Origin of the sequence: Pseudomonas vranovensis DSM 16006 (assembly GCF_000425805.1) — a bacterium.
In the GTDB taxonomy this organism is placed as follows: Bacteria; Pseudomonadota; Gammaproteobacteria; order Pseudomonadales; family Pseudomonadaceae; genus Aquipseudomonas; species Aquipseudomonas vranovensis.
The window spans coordinates 315,668-335,592 of record NZ_KE384454.1 but is presented as its reverse complement, the minus strand read 5'-3'; the positions used below and the strand labels follow the sequence as shown (position 1 = coordinate 335,592).

Here is a 19,925-nt window from a genome sequence, read left to right as displayed (position 1 = left end):
CGCGCTGACGCAGGAAGGCCTCGAAAGGCGCAAGCTTGCCCACGCGCTCCGCGCGCGGGCCGTAGACCACGGGCTGGCGCTGGGCTTGTAGTTTGAGGTGGCGCCGAATGGTATTGCGTGAGCAGCCCATCTGCCGAGCAATAGCTCGAATAGACAAACCCTGACGAACAAGAACACTGATTTCCACGTGTTGCTCCTTGGACAGCATGGGCAGCTCGCAAAAGCTGCATTTTGCCCAAGTGGGTCAGTTTTCAACCGGTAGGGTGGGTCAGTTTTGCATCGGTACTGACAGTTATAGAACATCTCGATGTAATCGAAAATATCACTCCGGGCTTCTTCGCGTGTTCCGTAGATTTTTCGTCGGATTCGCTCCCGCTTTAACAGCTGGAAAAAGCTCTCTGCAACGGCGTTGTCGTGGCAGTTTCCTCGCCGGCTCATGCTGCTGACCACATTGTTAGCCTTCAGGAAGCTTTGCCAGTCTGAACTGCTGAACTGACTACCCTGGTCTGAGTGAATCATCACTTCCTGTTTTGGTTTACGCCGCCACACCGCCATCAGCATCGCGTCGATAGCCAGGTCACTGCTCATCCTGGGCTTCATTGACCAACCGATCACTTGGCGAGAAAACAGATCCAGCACTACTGCCAAGTAGAGCCACCCTTCGTAGGTGCGGATGTAAGTGATATCTGTCACCCAGACCTTGTTCGGCTCACTGACCTTGAACTGCCGGGCAAGGTGGTTGGGTGAAGCTACCGTTGGCTTTCCACCATAAAACCCTGGGCGACGGCGATAGCCCGTTTGCGAACGCAGTCCCTCTACCTGCATCAAGCGACCGACTCGATTTCGACCGCATGTCTCTCCCAGTTCTCGTAGGTCATCGTGAATTTTTCGATAGCCGTAGACGCCTCCGCTCTCTAACCAAGCATGTTTAATTAAGCCGAGTAGGCGTTGGTCTTCTTTTTCTCGGGCAGATTGGGGCTCGGCCAGCCAGGCGTAGTAGCCGCTGGGATGAACCTTCAGCGTCAGGCAAAGCCTTCGAATGGAGTAGTTACCCGCAAGCTGCTTAATAAAGGCGTACTTCAGCCGCACTCCTTGGCAAAGTACGCGGCGGCCTTTTTTAAGATGTCTCGTTCTTCTGTCACGCGCTTGAGTTCGGCCCGAAGCTGACGCAGCTCGGCTTGCTGGTCATCATCTTGCTGACGCTGTTCTTGGGGCTTGCTGTAGAGCTTGATCCAGGCGTAGAGGCTGTGAACGGACATCCCCAGACGCTCGGCGACATCCGCAACAGGTTTGCCTTTCTCGGTCACTTGCTTGACCGCTTCGATCTTGAATTCTTCGGGGTAACGTTGACGACTCATGGCACCTCCTATCTGGGCCTCATTATGAGGCTTGGAGGTGTCTACAAAACTAGGGGCGATTCAACAATCCAAAGTCAATGATCGAGATTAATGACTGGCTCAAGGAATTGGCACACCCAACCAATCCATCCATCGAGTATGTAGAAGTTGACCGCACTAAGATCGACATCCTGATCCGAGATGATGAGGAAGACTCTCTTATTCAACCATCACCGCCTGAAGACCCACGTCTTGACCCTGATGTTGATGATCCGACTGACAGCTCCCCTAGAGTCTGATGTACATCGTGCATAAGCCATCAGTCGACGGATTTGAGTTATGAAAGGTTTCAGAAAAGAATGGGAGAGGGCGCATGCGACCAAATCCAAAATAGTCCTAGCAATCGTCCATCGAACGATTCGCTACCAAGGCTGCCGTCAACCGTCGAAGCTCTTGGGACGCGTGTAAAATAGCCGGTTTGCCCGATGTCTTTGCCAAAACTGCTAGGTTCTCTCTAATCGAGTTAATAATGCGCCGGAAGGATTTAAGGGTGTAACAGCCGACCGAATCTTCCTTAGGAAACAGGATCACTGCAGGCAACGGCTTCTTGGCATCAATATTCAAGTGAATAAGATATCGCTCTAAGACCCGACCAAACGTCGCCGGTAGCGGAACAGAACTGCCGTCCCTGGGATGGTTCTCAAGCCATGTCCCATGCACATCTCGCCTGAACTGATCGACACGCCCTGGACTTGAGGCACTGCCCAGCACCTGCCACAGAGGCCGAGCTGAATATCTCGCGATCATTAAAAACATTGCAATCATGTTCGATTGATGCGTACTCAGCGTAAGGCTCGGGAGCATTAAGAGAACCCATTCCAAGACTTCATCCGAAATAGTGCCTCGGGCTTTCGAGGGTTTGAACATCAAGCAATCCAGTTTTGCCGAGGCTACATTTTCACGTTTGGAGGATACGTCGTTAAGGTAGAAATCCATGAACTGCTTAACGCATCGGATCTCACGCTTCCACACATTTTTATCGATTTCTTCGAAAAATTTACAAGTACGGGTATCTTGGAATGGCTTCCAGTTCGGATTGATTGGCCAATATTTAAAGTCCGTGGCGGCGTCGCCCCAGAACCGTGTCTGTTTACTGGAAGTGGCCCAGGCGCTGAGTGGGCTTCGAATAAACTCCGAATAGCGCTCAAAGTCGGCGCGAGTCCAGTCCAGCAAACAAACATCGTTCGCGAAGCTCCAGTTGAGCATCTTTTCCAGGCCTTGGACGCAGATGTTGTACTGCTTATGGGGGTTCAATGGGCTCCAGTTATGAGCAATCCAATTGACGAACCGGTCGGCGTACCAAGTGCTAACGAAGGGCCGGCATGACTCGGTGACTGCACGCAAGCGGGCCGAAACTTGGAGGTTTCCAAGGAAGGCGGATTCGCGATTAGGTCGCCAGTGGCTGTATGGAGGAAAAATCGGAAATGGGATGAATGGCCGAGTCATGAGGCAACCTGCGCGCTAAAATCTTCGACTAGTTATCTACGTCTAGCAGACAGGCGAAGCGTTAGCCAGTTTTCGAAGCGTGAGCTCTTCAAACGCAGTTTCGTGACAGGGCAACATAAAGGAAGGTGTGAGGATGATACGGCAAGGTGCTGATATTTCGAGGAACGGGATTTTGTGGAACAGCGACCGGTGCTGCAATCGCGAAATTAGGAGACAAACCGGAAGGCGCGGACTACAGGGGCTGCAGCGAATACGCTGCGAAATAAAGATACTTTTTTAGGGATAGTCTCCTTATTAAGAATTTTCCCCATGGAAAGTCTCCTAATTTAGCAATACTGAAACCCTTCGCCACTGCAACGCAATAATCGACAGCACTAAGGCCACGACAGCCTCAAGGAGATTGCAGACATTCAGGCTGTTTCGCTTGCAATCGATTCGACCATTGCACTGAGCGACTTGATCGAATCCAAGACCGTGATTAGCGGAGTTACCTTCTTCCTAAGAATCTTGGCGCTGCGTGGCAGCATCGGTACCGGTATCGCCACCTTGGAAACGCTCAAGGCATTTTGCAGTTGCTGCTAGAACTTCTTACCGTGCAAACGGTTTCGAGAAGGAGAGGAGGCGAAGCTATGAAGGCAATGATTAATCCGAAGCGAAAAAAGGCAGCTTTCACAAAATGAAACTTCTTCCTGACAAAATTTCAGTGACTCAAATATTCGATGATTAAAGAGATTTTCCAGGAAATTGTGAGAGATTTTTCGATGGTCATCCTAAATCGACTCGTTTTTATGAGCGTGTTTTGAATGGTGAAACGCTGCGCTCCGCAGCAAGTGCTGGAACAACAAGCCCGTCCACTTGAAGGCGATTGATGTCATCGGCTACGGCGGGTTGCTGCCCGTGATTTGCTAGGCTTCCAACCTCACAATTTGGCGATCCTGCAACAAGAGTGGGGTGTTTACATAGTCCACTTAGTTGCGATGAAGGCTTAAGCTTGATGTTGATAATGAGATGTGTGCCGACGGGGTTTGGAGTCGTTTTTGACAAGGGTGTTTTGGGATGCGCGTAGTCTGGTCCATCAAGTGAAGTCGGCGACAACAGCAGGTTGACACCAAAGCAAAATGGAAGTTAAAAATGAAAAAGGCAGCCGGTCGTGCGTTGTGCACCCGCGGTATTGAATCAATGTTCATAACCACGAGTGCTGCGTAAATATGCCGGTCCCATTTTTGAGTTCGGGTCAGGTGCTATGTCCGATATAGGAACCGATACCTCTGGTGGAGTTGATAGCTGCAGCCCGCCTGAGGAGATAAACAGGCATAAGCTCGGCAGCGAGCGTTTTACAATAATAAGTCGTGTTGTTAAAGGAGAAATCAAAGCTTCCGAAGGGATGAAGTTGTTGGGGTTAAGTAAGCCCTATTTCTATAAATTGGTCGCGAGTTGCCGTGGTGCAGCTAGCTATAAGAGATTAGTCCCAAGCAAGCGCGGGCGGAAAAGAGGTAGTACGGATTTAGATCGCAGTGTGGAGAGGTTGATTGAGCAGGTTTTTGAAGAATGCTATACCGGACCATCTGCTTCATATAAAAATGTCTGGTCAGCCTGCCAGGCAGAGGCGGATGCAAGAAAAATTGTTCGACCATCTTATTATACGGTCAGAAGGCGGATACAAGCTAAAGACCCGAGATTACTCTACGAAAAAAAGCATGGTAAAGAGGCAGCTAATCAGCGGTATGGAGCTAGACCTGGGCATAAGAAAACTGAGCGGCCTTTGGAATGGGTTCAATTCGACCATACAGTTGTTGACCTATTGTTGGTTGATGAAAATGACCGAAGGGTAATTATCGGTAGACCTTGGATCAGCATGGCTATCTGCCTCCATACGAGAGTGATTCTAGGGTTCTATCTGTCACTATTACCGCCAAGTGCTGTAAGCGTTGCAATGTTGATCGAAAACTGTGTTTTGCCCAAAGATAAAATGTTGCAAGCGCTTGGTTTGGAAAAGAAGCTGTGGCCAGTGCATGGACTGATGGAAACCATCCATACTGATAATGCTAAAGAATTTATATCGGACGTGCTGGTGTTAAATTGCAAGGATTACGGTATCGATGTCAAACACCGTGACGTCGGCAAAAAACACCAAGGAGGGCATATCGAAAGCCTCATTGGTACGTTCATGACCACCAAAGTCCACTTTCTGCCAGGCACTACCGGATCTAATGTTATCGCCAGAAAGGCGTACAAGAGCGAAGCACGAGCGGCGATGACGTTTAGGGGGCTGCGAGAGTTCATGATTTACCAAGTGTGCGTGTATCACGAAACCAAGCATTCAGGTATCGGGAAGACACCAATCGAAGCTTGGAATGATTACTACAGTGATGGTGTGGAGCCTAAAGTGGTTCCTGAGTCAGATATGGACGGATTCCGATTCAGATTCTATCCAGAGCTTCCTGCAAAACAAATCGTTCCTGAAGGAATCGAATTATTTCGCAGATTCTACTACGCGCCGAGCCTCAAAGATCATGTTCGGAAGAAGGTCCTTGTTAAATACGACCCCTATAACCTTGGTAATATCAGAGTTAAAGTTGGTGAGGAATGGCTTTTGATTCCTTGCGTGCGAAATACTTTCAACCGAGACTCACACTACGAACTTTATCGGCATCAAAGACAGAGGAAAACGGCACCGAGTGGCACCATGACGCAGCTTGGAGGGCTAGCTGCGCTCAAGGCTAAACGTGTGGTGAAAGATGAGATAACGGCCACGATGAAAGCCAAACGAGTGAAAAAAGAGCGGGGCATAGCAGTGCATAATGCTTATAGCGATATTCTTGACGGCGTAACGGCAAAGCCCTCCCGGGGGGATGACCAAACCAGTGTGAAGGGCTCGAGCACGAAACGCCCACGGACTAGCGATAAGGACGACGTCAGCAACAACTTCTCAATGTCTGATTTCATGGTGACATTGCGCTCACAATCAAATGTAGACTACGGCGAAGATCCCATTCTGTACTAGACAAATTTGGTATGAAAGCAGCCCATAAGTCGTCTGTAATCAATAATAGAATTTATCTGACGAGCAATATATGTCCGAGCTTCAACACGTTCATTCCGACAGTCAGGAATACTTCGCGTTATCCAATCATGAGCGTATGTTGACATGCTCTCAAGATATCTGGATTCCACACCCTTCAGCTGAAAGGCTCATTAGTCGCATGCAGCTAATGATGCAGATGAAAAATAAGATTAATGCACCAAGCATGCTAGTTATAGGGCCTGGAGGTTCAGGTAAAACCAGTATGATTGAGGAGTTGAAGCAGCGAAACTGTTCTTCTGCAGAGAAAATGGTTTTCGTAACCATGCACCAAAGCCCGAATGGTTATTCTCTAAAGGAATTGATATTGCAAGAAATTGGAGTAAAGATTTCCCGGCGTGCGCGCCTCAATGAGAATGTATCGCCTGAACTACAGTATTTAATACAAAGTCGGAATATACGTGCAATTGTGATTGATGAGATCCACGATGCGTTAACATTGACTGACTTCCAGCAGCGAATAAATTTGTCGTTATTGAAGAACCTTGCTGGTTCTAATTACGGCTTGTGTGTATTTGCATTTGGAGTTCCCGATGCCGCACGAGTATTGAGGCGGGATTCGCAGTTGGCGCGCCGTTATGCCGTGCGGTCGTTACAGCAATGGGGGAATGATGGAGAATTTAGGAGTTTCGTTGCCTCATACATTTCTCGCCTTCCATTGCAGCTCCCGACTAATTTCAAGGACCAGAAGTTATTTCTAAAAATCATGGAAGCAGGGCAGGGGCTGACTGATAACATTGTCAAGGTTTTGCAAGCGTCTGCGATGGCAGCCATTGCAGACGGCACCGAGCATATTGGTCATCAGCATCTCGACAATATAGAATATATTATGGATGACTTATGTATTGCATTACGCGATGTCGATCAGGTTGAGCGTGGAACTAGCTTCGCATGACTGCTAATGCTCGTCGTCACAAAGCGGTGAAGGTCCTGCAAGGCCAGTATTCATACGAATATGCATGGCCGCGCCTCCCTGAGGTGGTCAGCAAACTGCGCTGTACGATGGAGGGCTTTGTCGGAGGGGGCGTCATTCACCTAAAAGGAATCCCTGGGTGTGGATTGACAACTTTTCTCGATGTGGTAATGGCTGAATTTAGTCACGAGGCAATTAAGGTTGATTTTAATTTTAGCTTGGGTCGATTGACATTGCTGGATCAATTTGCCATTTCCATGAAAATCCGGTCTCCGTATGAGCACTTAAAATCAGCCCCAACGTATATGCATGAATACGTGAAGTACATTGGTCTGAAGCTGGTAGTTGTGGATGATCTGGATCGTTTTGTTACAGCGCCTGGCGACTCTCTGGCTAAGCAATTAGCATCCGTAACGCAATGTGGAGGGGGCTTAACCGTCCTTTATACGACGCAAGACCAAGGGCTTTGTCGGAAGATAGAAAAGCTGTTAGGGCCTCGAGCGCAATACCAGTGGCTCAATAATTCTCTTGAGCTAATCGATCTATATGAAGTCGCTGAAGGTTTTTGCAGAGCTGCTAACCGTGCTACAAATCAAACTATTCAAGTCGATAGGGAGGCACTTGTACACATAGCGAAACGGCCTCTGCAAATTCATGAGTTTCTCGGATTGCTAGAATCTGGCTATGCATACGCCACTCTGGAGGCATCAAGTAGAATTGAAATGACTACAGCATTTATCGAGCGCTGGGCACGAGGAGATTATAATGTTGAAAATTTTCAAATGCTCTACCGGTAAATATTTAAAAGGGGAGGCGCTTTCCTCATGGTGTTATCGGCTGTGTCAGTTTCCCGAAGTCCAGCAGCATCTCATGGAGCATTTTTGGAAAGGATCTAACCAGTGTCCATTATTTTTGTCTTTGTTTGAGTTTGATCAGCATCTTGAAACCGGCTCGGACCTGGATTTTGTCAGCCCTAATCAGCTGGGCGCTGTACTAAAATCTGTTATCGGTAATGATTTAGAGAAATTTTCGAAGCCGACAGGCCATGTTTCGCCTATCATTCCATGGGTATATCGGAGGTCTTATTGTCAGTCGTGCATGGTTGAGGCGATGAGATATACTCGGGCGCCAATTCTCAAGTGTGTGTGGAGGCAAGTGCTGGAGCCATTTTGCGCGGTGCATAACACTTTACTGTGGGATGCACCACGACACGTAAGTGATGCCTTGGATGCCCCACGGGCTATATTCAAATGGCATCATTCTGTTCAGGCTAGAGAATTACGCTACGAAGACTATGTCAATGACTGGAGCTGCCTACTACAGGCTGCCTGCAGAGTGCAGAAGAAATTTGTGAAGTTACGCAAATCACAAGGAGCAGGTGGCGCGTATCTTATCGATAATACGCTTATGTGCTTGATGCGTGTATTGTTGACGCCAGGAACAGTGTTGTATGGTCATGCAGGGAGTAGGCGACTGTTAGACATTAAATCTACCGAAGGAGAGACTCTGTATGTCAGTTGCTATCTACAGCCATTTAGGGCTTCGGCAGCCTGTCGCGCGCGGGCTCTGTTTTTTATAGGGGTGTTGATAGGTTGGATCGGCAGACGAGAAGCTACCGCGTCACTCAAGAACGACTATTGGGCCCCGAGCACACCTGACCAGGTTTGGCGGTCAGTTTATGAATTTGATCCAAAGATTTTTTCCTGGCTGTGTGAAAATTTACGCAGGTTTGAAACTCGCGCTCTATTGATTCCGTCCTCCAACATTGTATGAGCCTATTGAATGTACACCTATTTATTTCCTTTGTATGTGACCTTAGGCTTTTACATTAAGTCCCAAGGAGCTTATGTGAAGCGCCATCCGTTCATTTGTTTTGTAGCAGATGCGCGTAGCGGTAAAATATTAAGTCTAGCCTTTTCATTGGGGAAGCCCACTGTCGATTTGTATGCACGTGCACTGTTAAGCCTACGAGCAGTGAACTCCTCAAAAGCGGGCAGTCCATTTACTTCGTGTGACTTGTTGCGAGCACGAGGTGCTAGCTTTATAAGCCAGGTGCAGGACATCAGTTGCGATGTAGACAGTCCGTCAGTTTTGCCGACGTATCGAGGGTGTCGGCGATTGACCTTCATAACTCAGAGTTCATTCGCTTCATTAGTGATGCATCATCTTTATGATTGGAGTGAAGATTTTGTCTCAGCGCTTGACTCAACGATGTCCATACCTCATTCTTCTCTTAGTTATTTACTCAAGCAGGCTGTAGGTAAGACAAACAACCTGATTGATGAATACCCCCACTGGATTTCGCTCGACAAGCAAAATTTGTTGGGAGTTGGATGTTAGCGGAGTTCATTCGCACATTGCGGCCTGCCGGCCACTTGATGGTAATTATCGCGACGAACCGTCACGGAGCACCTGTTGGGATTCGTGAATACCGCCTGCGTGCACTGATAGTGGGGCGGGTGTGTCGGCAATCTTGTGGAGTGGTATGACTGGTTCGTCTATGCGACCTTTTCGATTTACTTCGCCAAGGCGTTCTTTCCTCAGGGCGACCAGACCGCGCAGTTGATGAACACCGCTGCGATCTTCGCCGTGGGCTTTCTGATGCGCCCGATTGGCGGCTGGCTATTGGGCCTGTATGCCGACCGTAAAGGCCGCAAGGCCGCCCTGATGTTATCGGTGGTGTTGATGTGCACCGGTTCCATGATTATTGCCCTGATCCCTGGCTATGCCAGCATTGGTTATGCGGCACCTGCGCTTCTGGTTTTCGCCCGTATGCTGCAGGGGGTGTCCGTCGGCGGAGAGTACGGCACTTCTGCAACGTACTTATCGGAAATGGCAGGGAAGGGGCATCGTGGTTTTTTTGCCAGCTTCCAGTATGTGACAGTGATCATGGGCCAACTCCTCGCCCTATCCACCTTGATCATTTTGCAAAACACCCTGACCCAGACCGAGCTGGAAACCTGGGGTTGGCGCGTACCGTTTTTCATCGGTGGCTTCGCCGCAGTGGTCGCCATGTATCTGCGCCGCAATATGGAAGAGACCGAAAGCTTTGCCAAGGCGCAAAAAACCGCGGCGGTGCGCAAAGAGAATACGCTGGTGACCTTGATGCGACATCCCAAAGCGGTGCTGACCGTCATCGGCCTGACCATGGGCGGCTAGCTGGCCTTCTATACCTTCACCACCTATATGCAGAAGTACCTGGTCAACAGTGTGGGCTTCAGCCGCAATGACGCCACGCTGATATCCGCGGGCACACTGGTGTTGTTCATGTTCATGCAACCCGTTTTCGGTGCCCTTTCTGACCGCATTGGTCGGCGGCCGGTGCTGATGTTCTTCGGCATCCTCGGAACCCTGTGCACAGTGCCCATCATGCTCTTGCTGCAGTCGATCGCTAGTTTCTGGGCTGCCTTTGGCTTGGTCACCTTCGCCTTGTTCATTCTCTGCGGCTACACCTCGATCAACGCGGTAGTGAAGGCTGAATTGTTCCCCGTGCAAATCCGTGCAATTGGGGTTGGCCTTCCGTATGCATTTACGCAGTCAGTGTTCGGTGGAACCGTTGAATACGTAGGGCTGTGGTTCAAAAGCATCGGCATGGAATCGGGCTTCTTCTGGTACATCGCCGCTGGCATCGGGTGTTCCCTGCTGGTCTATTTCTTTATGCAGGACACCCGCAATACGTCCCTGATCGACCGCGACTGAATCGTGCTCTGTGGAACAGGATGTCATGAAGATGGACTCAGTTGACCAACGTCCATCACGGATACCGTCGCGTGAGGCGACGGTATCTACCTGAGTTTATTCGCCATCCGCGTGTTTATCTCATCTGCCCGCTGGCAAGGGTCATTTCGCACCTGTTCTACGCACGCCTGAACACCAGGACTCCGTCGCCCTGTGTGAGTTCGGCAGCGCTAAAAGACAAAAACTTAAAAATAAAAACAAGGACTTCAGCATGAAACGCAACACTCGAACGTTCGCTACCCGACTATTGCTCGCGGTTGGATTGATCAGCCTCTCGGCCCCCGCGTTTGCTGACTTTATCAAGGACAGTAAAACTAGCCTGGAATTGCGCAACTTCTACTTCAATCGCGACTATCGCCAGGCCAACGCTGCGCAATCCAAGCAAGAAGAATGGGCGCAGGGCTTTCTGTTGCGTTATGAGTCGGGCTATACCGAGGGTTTGATCGGTGTCGGTTTCGATGCCATCGGTCTGCTGGGCGTCAAACTCGATTCCAGCCCGGATCGTGCCGGGTCCGGCCTGCTCAAGCGTCATAGTGACACCCGCAAGGGCACACAGGACGAATATGGCGAGCTGGGGTTAACCGCGAAAATGCGCGCGTCTAAAAGTGTGCTGAAAATTGGCACGCTGATGCCAAAGCTACCAACAGTGCTGGCCAATGACTCACGGCTGTTGCCGCAAACCTTCGAGAGCGGCCAGTTGACCTCGCTCGACATCGACGCGCTGGTCGTGGATGTCGGGCGGTTGACGCAGGTCAACCAGCGCGACTCTTCGGACTATGAAAACATGACCATCACCCGCACCGGTGCCAAGGGCTTCACGAGCCGCCAGGTGACCAGCGACAGCTTTGATTTTGCCAGCCTGAATTACAAATGGACGGGCAACCTTGCGACCGGATACGCCTACGGCCACCTCGATAACGTCTACGACCAGCACATGATCAACCTGACCTACGTGTTGCCAGTAGCCACCGGCCAGTCACTGAAGTCGGATCTGCGCTTCGCCCGTTCTACAGACGATGGCGGCAGTAACGTCGATAACAAGGCGTTTGGCGCGATGTTCACCTATGGCCTCGGCGGTCACGCCTTCGGCCTCGGTTATCAAGACATGAGCGGCGACACAGGTTTCGCCTACATCAATGGTACCGATGCGTTCCTGGTGAACTTCGTGCAGATCAGCGACTTCGCCAGCAAGGATGAGCAGTCCTGGCAAGTCCGCTACGACTACAACTTCGCGGCCATCGGCATACCCGGCCTGACCTTCATGACCCGCTACCTCAATGGCTCCAATATTGACCTGGGCAGCAACCGTAACGAGGGAAAGGAATGGGAGCGCGATACCGACATTGGTTATGTCGTGCAGAGCGGACCGCTGAAGAACATCGGGGTGAAATGGCGAAATGCGACCGTGCGCTCGACAAACTTTGGCAGCGATCTCGATGAAAATCGCTTGATCATCAGTTACACGTTACCGATCTGGTAAGCAAAGGCGTAACGGCTGACGTACTTGCTCAGCGGATCGGGACATCTCTCTGCCGCCACCTTGATTCTGCTATTTCCCGTACCGACACTTCAGGGCGACCGCTTTGATCTCAGCGTCGCCACCGACTTCATTGACCGACTCAACACCCAGACTGTCACCTCCCATCGTTGCGGTTTCATTGAGGGCAATATTCAAGGCGTCGTCAGCAGATGAACCTTGAGCGGCAAACTCATGATGTTGCAATCAGACGCTTGAGGGGCGGTGACAAGCCCTACCTTCGACCCTTCAGCCGTCAGTTGTGTAGTGCAGCCAGCGAGGAGGGCGGTGAAGAATAATGCGAATATTGCTGAGGCTTGATTGGGCTTGGTCAGGGGCATGGTTATAGCACTTAGCCGCGCCGAATGACACGACTCCCGATCGTGGATGGCTGGTTCCATGCTTGATCCGTTCCTAGGTTGTTTTGAGATAGCAAAAGAAAAGAAGCTAAAGCAGTGACGGCAGGGTGCCATAAATTCGTGCCGCGAGCGATACGCTGGGCCTGCAGCCGGAGTACCGGCTGCGGCTGCTTCCACTGACCTTTCCGGGGGCAGTCCAATGGAGTGATGCGGCCCGAGTAGAAGCGAGCCGCATTTCAGCTCTGCTTACTTTCTAGAGGAGTCCAAGACTTCGTTATTGTTCACGACGTCTTGAGCCTTCATGTAGCTCTCGATGAGCAGCTGGTAGCTTGGGAAAATTTTGGTATAGACCTCGGCCCATTGCTGTGCGTCATCACGATTCCAGGTCCTTTGCAACTCGGAAGCTACTGCCGCGGTGTCCATAGGCACGGCACCTGCCTGGACAACTCGTGCAAGGGTGATTTCTTGAGCCATTTTACTGTAAGTGCCGGAGGCGTCGATCACGGCAAACACTTGGTATCCATCAGCAATTGCGCTGATGGTTGGGAATGCCATGCACACGCTGGTGATCGTGCCGGCAATGATCAGCTGTTTCTTGCCTGTGGCTTTGACCGCGGCAACGAACTCAGGGTTGTGCCAGGCGTTGATCTCACCCTTACGGGCGACATACTTCGCATGTGGTGCGTTTTCGTGAATTTCAGGGATCAGGGGGCCGTTAGGGCCTTGAGGTACAGAGGCGGTGGTAATCACCGGGATCTTGCACAGCGATGCGATTTTAGCGAGGGCGGTGGCATGTGCACGCAACGCGGGCATGGGCATGTCACCAATGGTTTGAAAGAGTCCGCTTTGATGGTCAATCAGCAGCATGGCCACGTTGTTTGGGTCAATGGCAGGAGGTTGGCCATTGAAGTTTGCAGGTGTGCTCATTGCTTGATCCTTTCGCAAGTGTTTAGTTTTGATGCGAGAACAAGAATAGATCAGCAAATTTCAGCCACAAGCTAACCTCCTGCACCACAGCGTTCCGCTGCTGCAACAATTCAATGTTTAGAATATGAAGCTTGGCGAAAGCGTTATGACACTTCTTGGGCACGGGGTAGTTCAGATTGCTGGGATTCAGGTGCTTTGTGGTAACGCGCAACGAGCATGAAAAGCACGTAGGTAAGGATTCAGAAACCTGCGGAGCCGATTGGACTTACTGTCTATATGGGGCTCGAGAGCCCCTGAAATGCAACGCACACTTACTCGCATAATTGGCGCTTCAGCACTTTCCCGACCGCGTTACGCGGCAGCGCATCGATCACCTTCACGGCTTTTACGCACTTATAGCTGGCCAGATTGCTGCGGCAATGCTCGATCACACTGGACTCGCTAAGGATTCTCCGATCAAGTCAGCACAAGCCATCTGAGCTGTGCTGAAATAGCCCTCCCGTCAATTACCCCCCACAAGCCCTCCATCCCATGAGTCAGATGAGCTTTTCCGATTTCGAGTACGCCGGTAAGCGCAAGCAGACCCGTCGCGAACGTTTCCTGGCCGAGATGGAGCAGGTGGTGCCGTGGAGCGGTTTGGTGGCATTGATCGAGCCGCATTACCCAAAGGCTGGCGGTGGCCGCAAGCCTTACCCACTGGAAACCATGCTGCGTATTCACCTGCTGCAGAACTGGTTTTCGTTGAGCGACCCAGCCATGGAAGAAGCGCTGTACGAGATCACTTCGATGCGCCAGTTTGCTCATCTAACGCTCAGCGCTCCGATTCCCGAAGACACGACAATCATGAATTTCCGGCACCTGCTGGAGAAGCACCAACTGGCTTCGGGGATTCTGGAAACCATCAACAATTACCTGCGAGACAAGGGCCTGTCGTTGCGCCAGGGCACCATTGTCGACGCCACCATCATTCACGCCCCCAGTTCGGCCAAGAAGAAGGAAGGCAAACGCGATCCTGAAATGCATCAGACGAAGAAGGGTAATCAGTATTTCTTCGGCATGAAGGCGCATATTGGTGCCGATGCTGAGTCGGGCCTGGTGCACCATGTCCACGGCACAGCGGCGAATGTGGCTGATGTAACGGAGGTCGCTCACCTGTTGCATGGCGAAGAAAATGTTATCTGTGCCGATGCGGGTTATACCGGCGTGGAGAAACGGCCGGAGCATGACGGACGGCCGGTGATCTGGCAGATTGCGGCTCGCCGTAGCACCTACAAGCACTTGAGCAAACGCAGTGTGCTCTACAAAGCCAGACGCAGGATCGAGAATGTCAAAGCGCAGGCGCGAGCGAAAGTCGAACATCCCTTTCGCGCGATCAAGCGTCAGTTCGGTTATGTGAAAACCCGCTTCCGTGGCTTGGCCAAGAACACGGCGCAATTGACCACGTTGTTTGCGCTGTCGAATCTGTGGATGGTGCGCCGGCAATTATTGCCTGCTGCGGGAGAGGTGCGCCCGTGAGGGCAGATAACCAAGGCTTCGCCTTGGTTATCCAATAATCAGCGGCTGAAAGTCGGGCTTTTCGGCATCCCCAAGTCGCCCGTTTTCGGTTGATGAGCAACTTGTTCGGAGTTTCCCTAGTGATAACGGCCCCAACCGGTGACTACGATAGTGACGCCAGTATCAACGTGGGTAGCAATCTCTGGGTAGTCAGCCCTCACTACGCTTTTACTTGGGAGCTGACAGATAGACTAGAGGTCAGCGGCCGCCTTAACTATGCCTGGTCTAGCCGTAATGAAGACCCGTCGCCACGCTTACAGGCGAGTAGCATCCAACCGGGAGAAGCATTTCACAGCAATTTTGCTGTGTCATATGACGTCTCGGATACCTGGCGGGTTGGTGTTGCGGGTTATCACTTGCAGCAGATTTCTGCTGATCGAATCGATGGGCGACGGCAGTCCGACTCAATGGAACGGGTGCTGGGACTAGGGCCGGGGGTGATGTATCGCCACGGTAACCAGAATTGTTTCGCTAATTACTACGTTGAGCAAGGCGCTAGAAATCGTTCGGAAGGTAATCAACTTACCCTGCGTTACCTGCTCCCGTTCTGATTCAAATATGCCTCTGTGCGCTCTACTCCGCCAGACGGTGTTCAGTACAGGCTGACCGGCTGCGTTTTGCCTAGTCTCCTTGTTCTTTCTGCATGGAATGTTCACAGAATGGAACGCTGAGGTTCAGATTTTAGCCTGTCGGACTCCGGATTCTGCATCTATGGTTATTCGCTATCGACTTCGGGAGATCGGTGATGAAGAAGATTCTTGGTGTCTACACCAGTCCAAGACCCCATTGGGTTGGTGATGGATTCCCGGTTCGCACATTGTTTTCCTACGACAGTCTGGGTGAGCACATCAGCCCTTTTTTATTACTCGACTTTGCGGGGCCGCAGGATTTTCCACCGACCACTGAACGTCGTGGTGTAGGTGAGCACCCACACCGAGGCTTCGAGACGGTGACCATCGTATACCGTGGTGAGCTTGAACACCGTGACTCTACAGGTGCCGGGGGACGGATCGGCCCGGGTGACGTGCAATGGATGACAGCGGCGGCTGGCATTCTCCATGAAGAATTCCATTCCGGAGATTTTGCGCGCAGCGGCGGCGTCCTGGAAATGGTTCAATTGTGGGTGAACTTACCTGCTCGCGAGAAAATGTCATCTCCTCGATATCAGACCATCCTTGACCAGTCGATCCCCGTCATTCCTCTAGCCGGCGGTAGTACCTTGCGACTGATTGCCGGCGCGTTCGACGGTCAAAAAGGGCCCGCCAAGACATTCACACCGATTGATGTCTGGGATCTTCAGCTCAAGCGTGAAAAACCAATTTCTTTGCCGGTGGTGGTCGGGCGCACAACACTCATAGTAGTGCTACAAGGCACGGTATTAGTGAACAACACTCAGTTGGTCAGGGAGGCGCAGACAGTGCTCTTTGACCGAGCCGATAACGAAATTTCGCTGGAGGCCAATAATGAAGCACGCATCATGCTGCTTTGCGGTGAGCCTCTGAACGAACCGATCGTAGGCTATGGCCCTTTTGTGATGAATACGGATGACGAGATTCGCCAGGCTGTGGATGACTTCCAGGGAGGGCTGTTTGGTCAAATGGGGGGCTAATGGCCTGGTCGCATTCCGGTGCTCTACAGAGTTCACCTGGCCTCGCACCTTTGTGCAGGGCCGTATTTCCAAGGAGATCCATCATGGCTTTTCAATACAAACGTTTGGACAAAAATAACGCCGCCGTGCTGATGGTTGATCATCAGACCGGATTGCTGTCGCTGGTGCGAGATATCGACCCGGACAAGTTCAAGAACAACGTATTGGCCGTGGGTGACTTGGCCAAGTATTTCAACCTGCCCACCATCCTCACCACCAGTTTTGAAACCGGCCCCAATGGCCCATTGGTGCCCGAGCTCAAGGAACAGTTTCCAGATGCGCCTTATATCGCCCGTCCTGGTCAGATCAATGCCTGGGATAACGAAGACTTCGTCAAGGCAGTGAGAGCAACCGGGAAGAAGCAACTGATCATTGCTGGTGTGGTGACTGAAGTGTGCGTGGCATTCCCAGCACTGTCAGCGCTGGAGGAAGGCTTTGATGTGTTTGTAGTCACCGATGCCTCGGGGACCTTCAACGCGCTGACGCGCGATTCTGCGTGGGACCGCATGTCACAAGCCGGCGCGCAAATGATGACCTGGTTTGGGCTGGCATGTGAGCTGCATCGCGATTGGCGTAATGACATCGAAGGCTTGGGGGCATTGTTCTCCAACCATATACCCGACTACCGCAATCTGATCACCAGCTACACCAAATTGACCTCCAGCTAACCTGTCGTTAGGGGTCTTGCTTGCTGCAAGTAGGGCCCCTGTGAATCGCCCCTGGTTTCCTAGACACCTCCAAGCCAATTATGAGGCTTGGATCCAGGGTGTCGCGAAGGAGAGGAATCAGACTATGGGCCGCAAGCGGGCGATCGCTGATGTTACCCCAGCGATCAATGCCCCTGAACACACCACCGCGTGTTAGGCCGGCAGCTTCGATTCAGTTCAGGTACGCCTCCACCGGGCAGAGCTTGCTCAACGATGGCGTCTTGTACTCGCGCCGATGTTCTGCCGGTCTCCTTTGCTCGACCCCAGATAGAACCTGATCTCGACGTAGCGCTCGGCATACGTGTTCTCGATCGTGAGCTTAGTCAGCTCATCTCCGCGAAACCCCCTCCAGAATGCCCGGGTGATCGGCAAAGCTAATTTCTTTCCCCTTGCTGATGAGACAAAGCGAGCGTCCGGGCCTTGGCTTGTGCTCAGGGAAGAACCGCTGCTACTGAATCCCTGTATTGATGATCCTGCTGACCATCTTGTGTTCCTGGAGGATGGGCGCGTGGAAGCGCGATTGATAGATGGGTCACCAAGTCGCAAAGGTGAAGCCAGCATCTAGTACCTAGGGCTGGCTCGTGCAGAACTGCTGCAAATGCGCGCACGCCATGCTCGTATGGTACGCGCCGCGATTCGACAGGTCGCGGTAGGGACGGCAGTTACCTGCTGCCCCCCGCACAGATCCGTACGTGCGGAACTACCGCATACAGCTCCTGCCTCAGGTATGTGACGCGAAGCGATCCTCAGGGTAAGGATGTGCATTTCTGGGTCTAGGTATGTAGAGGTCAGCAAGGCGTCCGTAGCGTGACCATTGAAGCCGATTACGCTGGCTGCGACTTTTGAGGGCTTGCCGCCATAGACGGCATACCGCCAGACGAAAACCACCCAGACGTATCAGATTTCCCGGCACCGCGTGGTAGTTGAAGTAACCACTCACCACCCGAGTGAGCCATTGCCCTTGAGCCCGGATGGGTTCATGCCGTCGGCGCTTCAGCTCATCCCGAATAGCCAGCAGCGTCGCACGCATTCGCTTCTTGACCGTCAGTCGCAGTATTTGAAAACCACCGCTTCTGTTGGTACTGCAACAGTGCGTGAAGCCCAGGAAGTCAAACGTCTCCGGTTTACCTAACCCTCGCTTACTACGATTTCTCGCAGCAAAACGACCAAACTCAATCAGCCGTGTCTTCGAGGCGTTTAGGGATAAACCGAACCTGGCCAAGCGTTCCTGCAACCGCACCAGAAACTGCTGAGCCTGCCATTGCGTCCTGAAACCCACCACGCTGTCGTCCGCGTAGCGCACAACAATCACATCGCCACGGGCATGCCGCTGGCGCCACTGCCTTGCCCACAAATCCAGCACGTAGTGAAGATAGATATTCGCCAGCAACGGCGAGATCACTGCGCCTTGGGGCGTCCCCTTGGTCGCAGCTATCCTACGGCCATCCTCCATAACACCCCATTTGCAGATAAGTCCGAGCATGCGCCGGTCTGCAATCCGGTGTCCCAGAAACATCAGCATCCATTCATGGTCGATCTCATCAAAGAACGACGTGATATCCGCATCCAATATCCAGTTCACCTTCTGGCCCTTGAGCGCGACCGTCAACGCATCCAGCGCATCGTGCTGGCTACGTTCCGGCCGAAACCCATACGAGAATCCTAGAAAGTCTTCTTCATAGATCGCATTCAAAACGGTAACGACCGCCTGCTGTACGATCTTGTCCTCAAGAGAGGCAATGCCCAGCTGACGCTGCCTGCCGTCGGCTTTGGGAATATAGACCCGCCGCGACGGCGTTGCCCGATAGGCTCCACTGTGAAACCTTGCGTGCAAATCGCTCACCCGCTGGAGAAGACCTTTCTCATATTCTCGCCACGACATGCCGTCCACGCCCACTGCGGCATCGCGGCGCAGGGCATAAAAGCTCTGCGCCAGTAACTGCGGTGTACCCGGCCACCGAACTTTTGGAGAAATTCCCTTCCTACGCGGAGAACGCCTACGGGCGTGCGTTGCTGACCGATCATGCGATGCAATGGATCGAGCGGACCCTGGCGCCTTCGCTCGACACGCTGGACCTGCTTGATCCCTGGTATTCCCCGCGCCGCAGCCCGGACCTGCGCGGCCTGGCGCCGGCAGTCGTCGTCAGTGCCGGGTTCGATCCTATCCGCGATGACGGCCTGGACTATGCCGCCCGCCTGCGAGCAGCCGACGTGCCGGTGGAGCTGCTGCACTACGGGGGCCAGCTCCACGGATTCCTCAATTTTGATTCGGTCAACAGTGCCAGCCGCGATGCATTGCAGCGCATCGGCAATGCACTGACGACGGCGCTCGCCCGACAACCGGCTGCGGACAGGACGATCGAGATCGCCGACAGGGGACCACGCAGGCATTCGCGCGTGCGCGCCACCGCCAACGAGTTGTCAACCGCTACCTTGACCACTTGGGTTGTCACCGAACGGTGGAGCATCGCCTTGCTGCGGCTGCTATCGCCAAAAGCGGCCGGTGCCTGCCGGTTGTTGATCAGGCCTTGGCTCCTGCCCACCGTAATCATCCGACGCAAAGCCATTTCCGGCCTTGACCGGCTGGCCGCGCGCCAAATCTGGCCGACAGAGAAAAACTGCACTGTGAAACCTTGAA

General features: G+C 52.3%; 16 protein-coding genes and 2 pseudogenes. 12 read left to right on the top strand and 6 right to left on the bottom strand.

Going from position 1 to position 19,925, the window contains the following annotated elements; genetic code table 11:
• Together H621_RS28590 and H621_RS28250 are read right to left on the bottom strand one after the other, a co-directional pair.
• Nucleotides 1–208 (bottom strand): helix-turn-helix domain-containing protein (locus H621_RS28590; RefSeq protein ID WP_156905647.1); only part of this gene is annotated, 208 nt, incomplete at its 3' end.
• A gap of 71 nt (nt 209–279) precedes the next feature.
• Nucleotides 280–1,358, bottom strand: a pseudogene (locus H621_RS28250) (IS3 family transposase); the annotation flags it as partial.
• A gap of 77 nt (nt 1,359–1,435) precedes the next feature.
• Here H621_RS28250 and H621_RS28585 point away from each other — a divergent pair.
• Nucleotides 1,436–1,636 carry a hypothetical protein gene (locus H621_RS28585; protein ID WP_156905644.1) on the top strand — a complete coding sequence of 67 codons (201 nt, stop codon included), beginning with the start codon at nt 1,436–1,438 and terminating at the stop codon, nt 1,634–1,636.
• A gap of 97 nt (nt 1,637–1,733) precedes the next feature.
• Here the strand turns inward: H621_RS28585 and H621_RS0120995 are convergent, their stop codons facing one another.
• Nucleotides 1,734–2,651, bottom strand: coding sequence for an integrase (locus H621_RS0120995; RefSeq protein WP_245219112.1), 918 nt, complete (start codon nt 2,649–2,651; stop codon nt 1,734–1,736).
• Between the two features lie 1,435 nt (nt 2,652–4,086).
• Here H621_RS0120995 and H621_RS28245 point away from each other — a divergent pair.
• The 6 genes and pseudogenes from H621_RS28245 (at nt 4,087) to H621_RS0120970 (ending at nt 12,056) form a co-directional block, all read left to right on the top strand.
• On the top strand, nt 4,087–5,847 hold the full coding sequence (locus H621_RS28245; protein WP_084168017.1) for a Mu transposase C-terminal domain-containing protein: 1,761 nt from the start codon (nt 4,087–4,089) through the stop codon (nt 5,845–5,847).
• Between the two features lie 70 nt (nt 5,848–5,917).
• Complete coding sequence (locus tag H621_RS0120985; protein ID WP_245219111.1) at nt 5,918–6,820, top strand: TniB family NTP-binding protein; 903 nt, start codon at nt 5,918–5,920, stop codon at nt 6,818–6,820.
• On the top strand, nt 6,817–7,635 hold the full coding sequence (locus H621_RS0120980; RefSeq protein WP_028945247.1) for a hypothetical protein: 819 nt from the start codon (nt 6,817–6,819) through the stop codon (nt 7,633–7,635). The genes H621_RS0120985 and H621_RS0120980 overlap by 4 nt, the downstream gene beginning before the upstream one ends.
• Complete coding sequence (locus H621_RS28580) at nt 7,604–8,611, top strand: hypothetical protein (protein WP_156905643.1); 1,008 nt, start codon at nt 7,604–7,606, stop codon at nt 8,609–8,611. Before H621_RS0120980 ends, H621_RS28580 begins: the two co-directional genes overlap by 32 nt.
• 678 nt (nt 8,612–9,289) lie before the next feature.
• Nucleotides 9,290–10,537 (top strand): annotated as a pseudogene (locus H621_RS27445) (MFS transporter); the annotation flags it as partial.
• 250 nt (nt 10,538–10,787) lie between these two features.
• Entirely contained in the window at nt 10,788–12,056 is a 1,269-nt protein-coding gene (locus tag H621_RS0120970) for an OprD family porin (RefSeq protein WP_028945246.1), read from the top strand.
• A 641-nt stretch (nt 12,057–12,697) separates the two neighbouring features.
• Here the strand turns inward: H621_RS0120970 and H621_RS0120960 are convergent.
• Together H621_RS0120960 and H621_RS28235 are read right to left on the bottom strand one after the other, a co-directional pair.
• Nucleotides 12,698–13,378: a hydrolase gene (locus H621_RS0120960; protein WP_028945245.1), complete on the bottom strand. Its 681-nt coding sequence runs from the start codon at nt 13,376–13,378 to the stop codon at nt 12,698–12,700.
• Nucleotides 13,379–13,689: 311 nt separating this feature from the next.
• A complete protein-coding gene (locus H621_RS28235; protein ID WP_245219110.1) occupies nt 13,690–13,809 on the bottom strand; it encodes an AMP-binding enzyme in 120 nt (39 codons plus the stop codon).
• A gap of 100 nt (nt 13,810–13,909) precedes the next feature.
• Between H621_RS28235 and H621_RS0120955 the strand changes: the two genes are divergently transcribed.
• From H621_RS0120955 to ycaC, 4 genes are all read left to right on the top strand, one after another.
• Nucleotides 13,910–14,893 carry an IS5 family transposase gene (locus H621_RS0120955; RefSeq protein ID WP_028945244.1) on the top strand — a complete coding sequence of 328 codons (984 nt, stop codon included), beginning with the start codon at nt 13,910–13,912 and terminating at the stop codon, nt 14,891–14,893.
• Nucleotides 14,894–14,985: 92 nt separating this feature from the next.
• Entirely contained in the window at nt 14,986–15,483 is a 498-nt protein-coding gene (locus H621_RS28230) for a SphA family protein (RefSeq protein WP_084168015.1), read from the top strand.
• Between the two features lie 194 nt (nt 15,484–15,677).
• Nucleotides 15,678–16,541 carry a pirin family protein gene (locus tag H621_RS0120950; protein ID WP_028945243.1) on the top strand — a complete coding sequence of 288 codons (864 nt, stop codon included), beginning with the start codon at nt 15,678–15,680 and terminating at the stop codon, nt 16,539–16,541.
• A gap of 83 nt (nt 16,542–16,624) precedes the next feature.
• On the top strand, nt 16,625–17,248 hold the full coding sequence (gene ycaC / locus H621_RS0120945; RefSeq protein WP_028945242.1) for an isochorismate family cysteine hydrolase YcaC: 624 nt from the start codon (nt 16,625–16,627) through the stop codon (nt 17,246–17,248).
• A gap of 760 nt (nt 17,249–18,008) precedes the next feature.
• On the opposite strand, the gene ltrA is transcribed toward ycaC, so the two are convergent.
• Entirely contained in the window at nt 18,009–19,223 is a 1,215-nt protein-coding gene (gene ltrA, locus H621_RS0120935; protein WP_274071961.1) for a group II intron reverse transcriptase/maturase, read from the bottom strand.
• On the opposite strand from ltrA, the gene H621_RS27805 reads away from it, so the two are divergent.
• A complete protein-coding gene (locus H621_RS27805; protein ID WP_156905642.1) occupies nt 19,112–19,924 on the top strand; it encodes an alpha/beta hydrolase fold domain-containing protein in 813 nt (270 codons plus the stop codon). The two genes, ltrA and H621_RS27805, sit on opposite strands and share 112 nt — an antisense overlap.
• The last annotated feature ends 1 nt before the right edge of the window (nt 19,925 follow it).

Coding starts and splice junctions, on each gene's coding strand:
- ycaC (WP_028945242.1), top strand. CDS start 16,625: ATGGCTTTTCAATACAAACGTTTGGACAAAAATAACGCCGCCGTGCTG.
- H621_RS0120980 (WP_028945247.1), top strand. CDS start 6,817: ATGACTGCTAATGCTCGTCGTCACAAAGCGGTGAAGGTCCTGCAAGGC.
- H621_RS0120960 (WP_028945245.1), bottom strand. CDS start 13,378: ATGAGCACACCTGCAAACTTCAATGGCCAACCTCCTGCCATTGACCCA.
- H621_RS0120985 (WP_245219111.1), top strand. CDS start 5,918: ATGTCCGAGCTTCAACACGTTCATTCCGACAGTCAGGAATACTTCGCG.
- H621_RS28580 (WP_156905643.1), top strand. CDS start 7,604: ATGTTGAAAATTTTCAAATGCTCTACCGGTAAATATTTAAAAGGGGAG.
- H621_RS28585 (WP_156905644.1), top strand. CDS start 1,436: ATGATCGAGATTAATGACTGGCTCAAGGAATTGGCACACCCAACCAAT.
- H621_RS0120970 (WP_028945246.1), top strand. CDS start 10,788: ATGAAACGCAACACTCGAACGTTCGCTACCCGACTATTGCTCGCGGTT.
- H621_RS0120955 (WP_028945244.1), top strand. CDS start 13,910: ATGAGTCAGATGAGCTTTTCCGATTTCGAGTACGCCGGTAAGCGCAAG.
- H621_RS0120950 (WP_028945243.1), top strand. CDS start 15,678: ATGAAGAAGATTCTTGGTGTCTACACCAGTCCAAGACCCCATTGGGTT.
- H621_RS28245 (WP_084168017.1), top strand. CDS start 4,087: ATGTCCGATATAGGAACCGATACCTCTGGTGGAGTTGATAGCTGCAGC.
- H621_RS28230 (WP_084168015.1), top strand. CDS start 14,986: ATGAGCAACTTGTTCGGAGTTTCCCTAGTGATAACGGCCCCAACCGGT.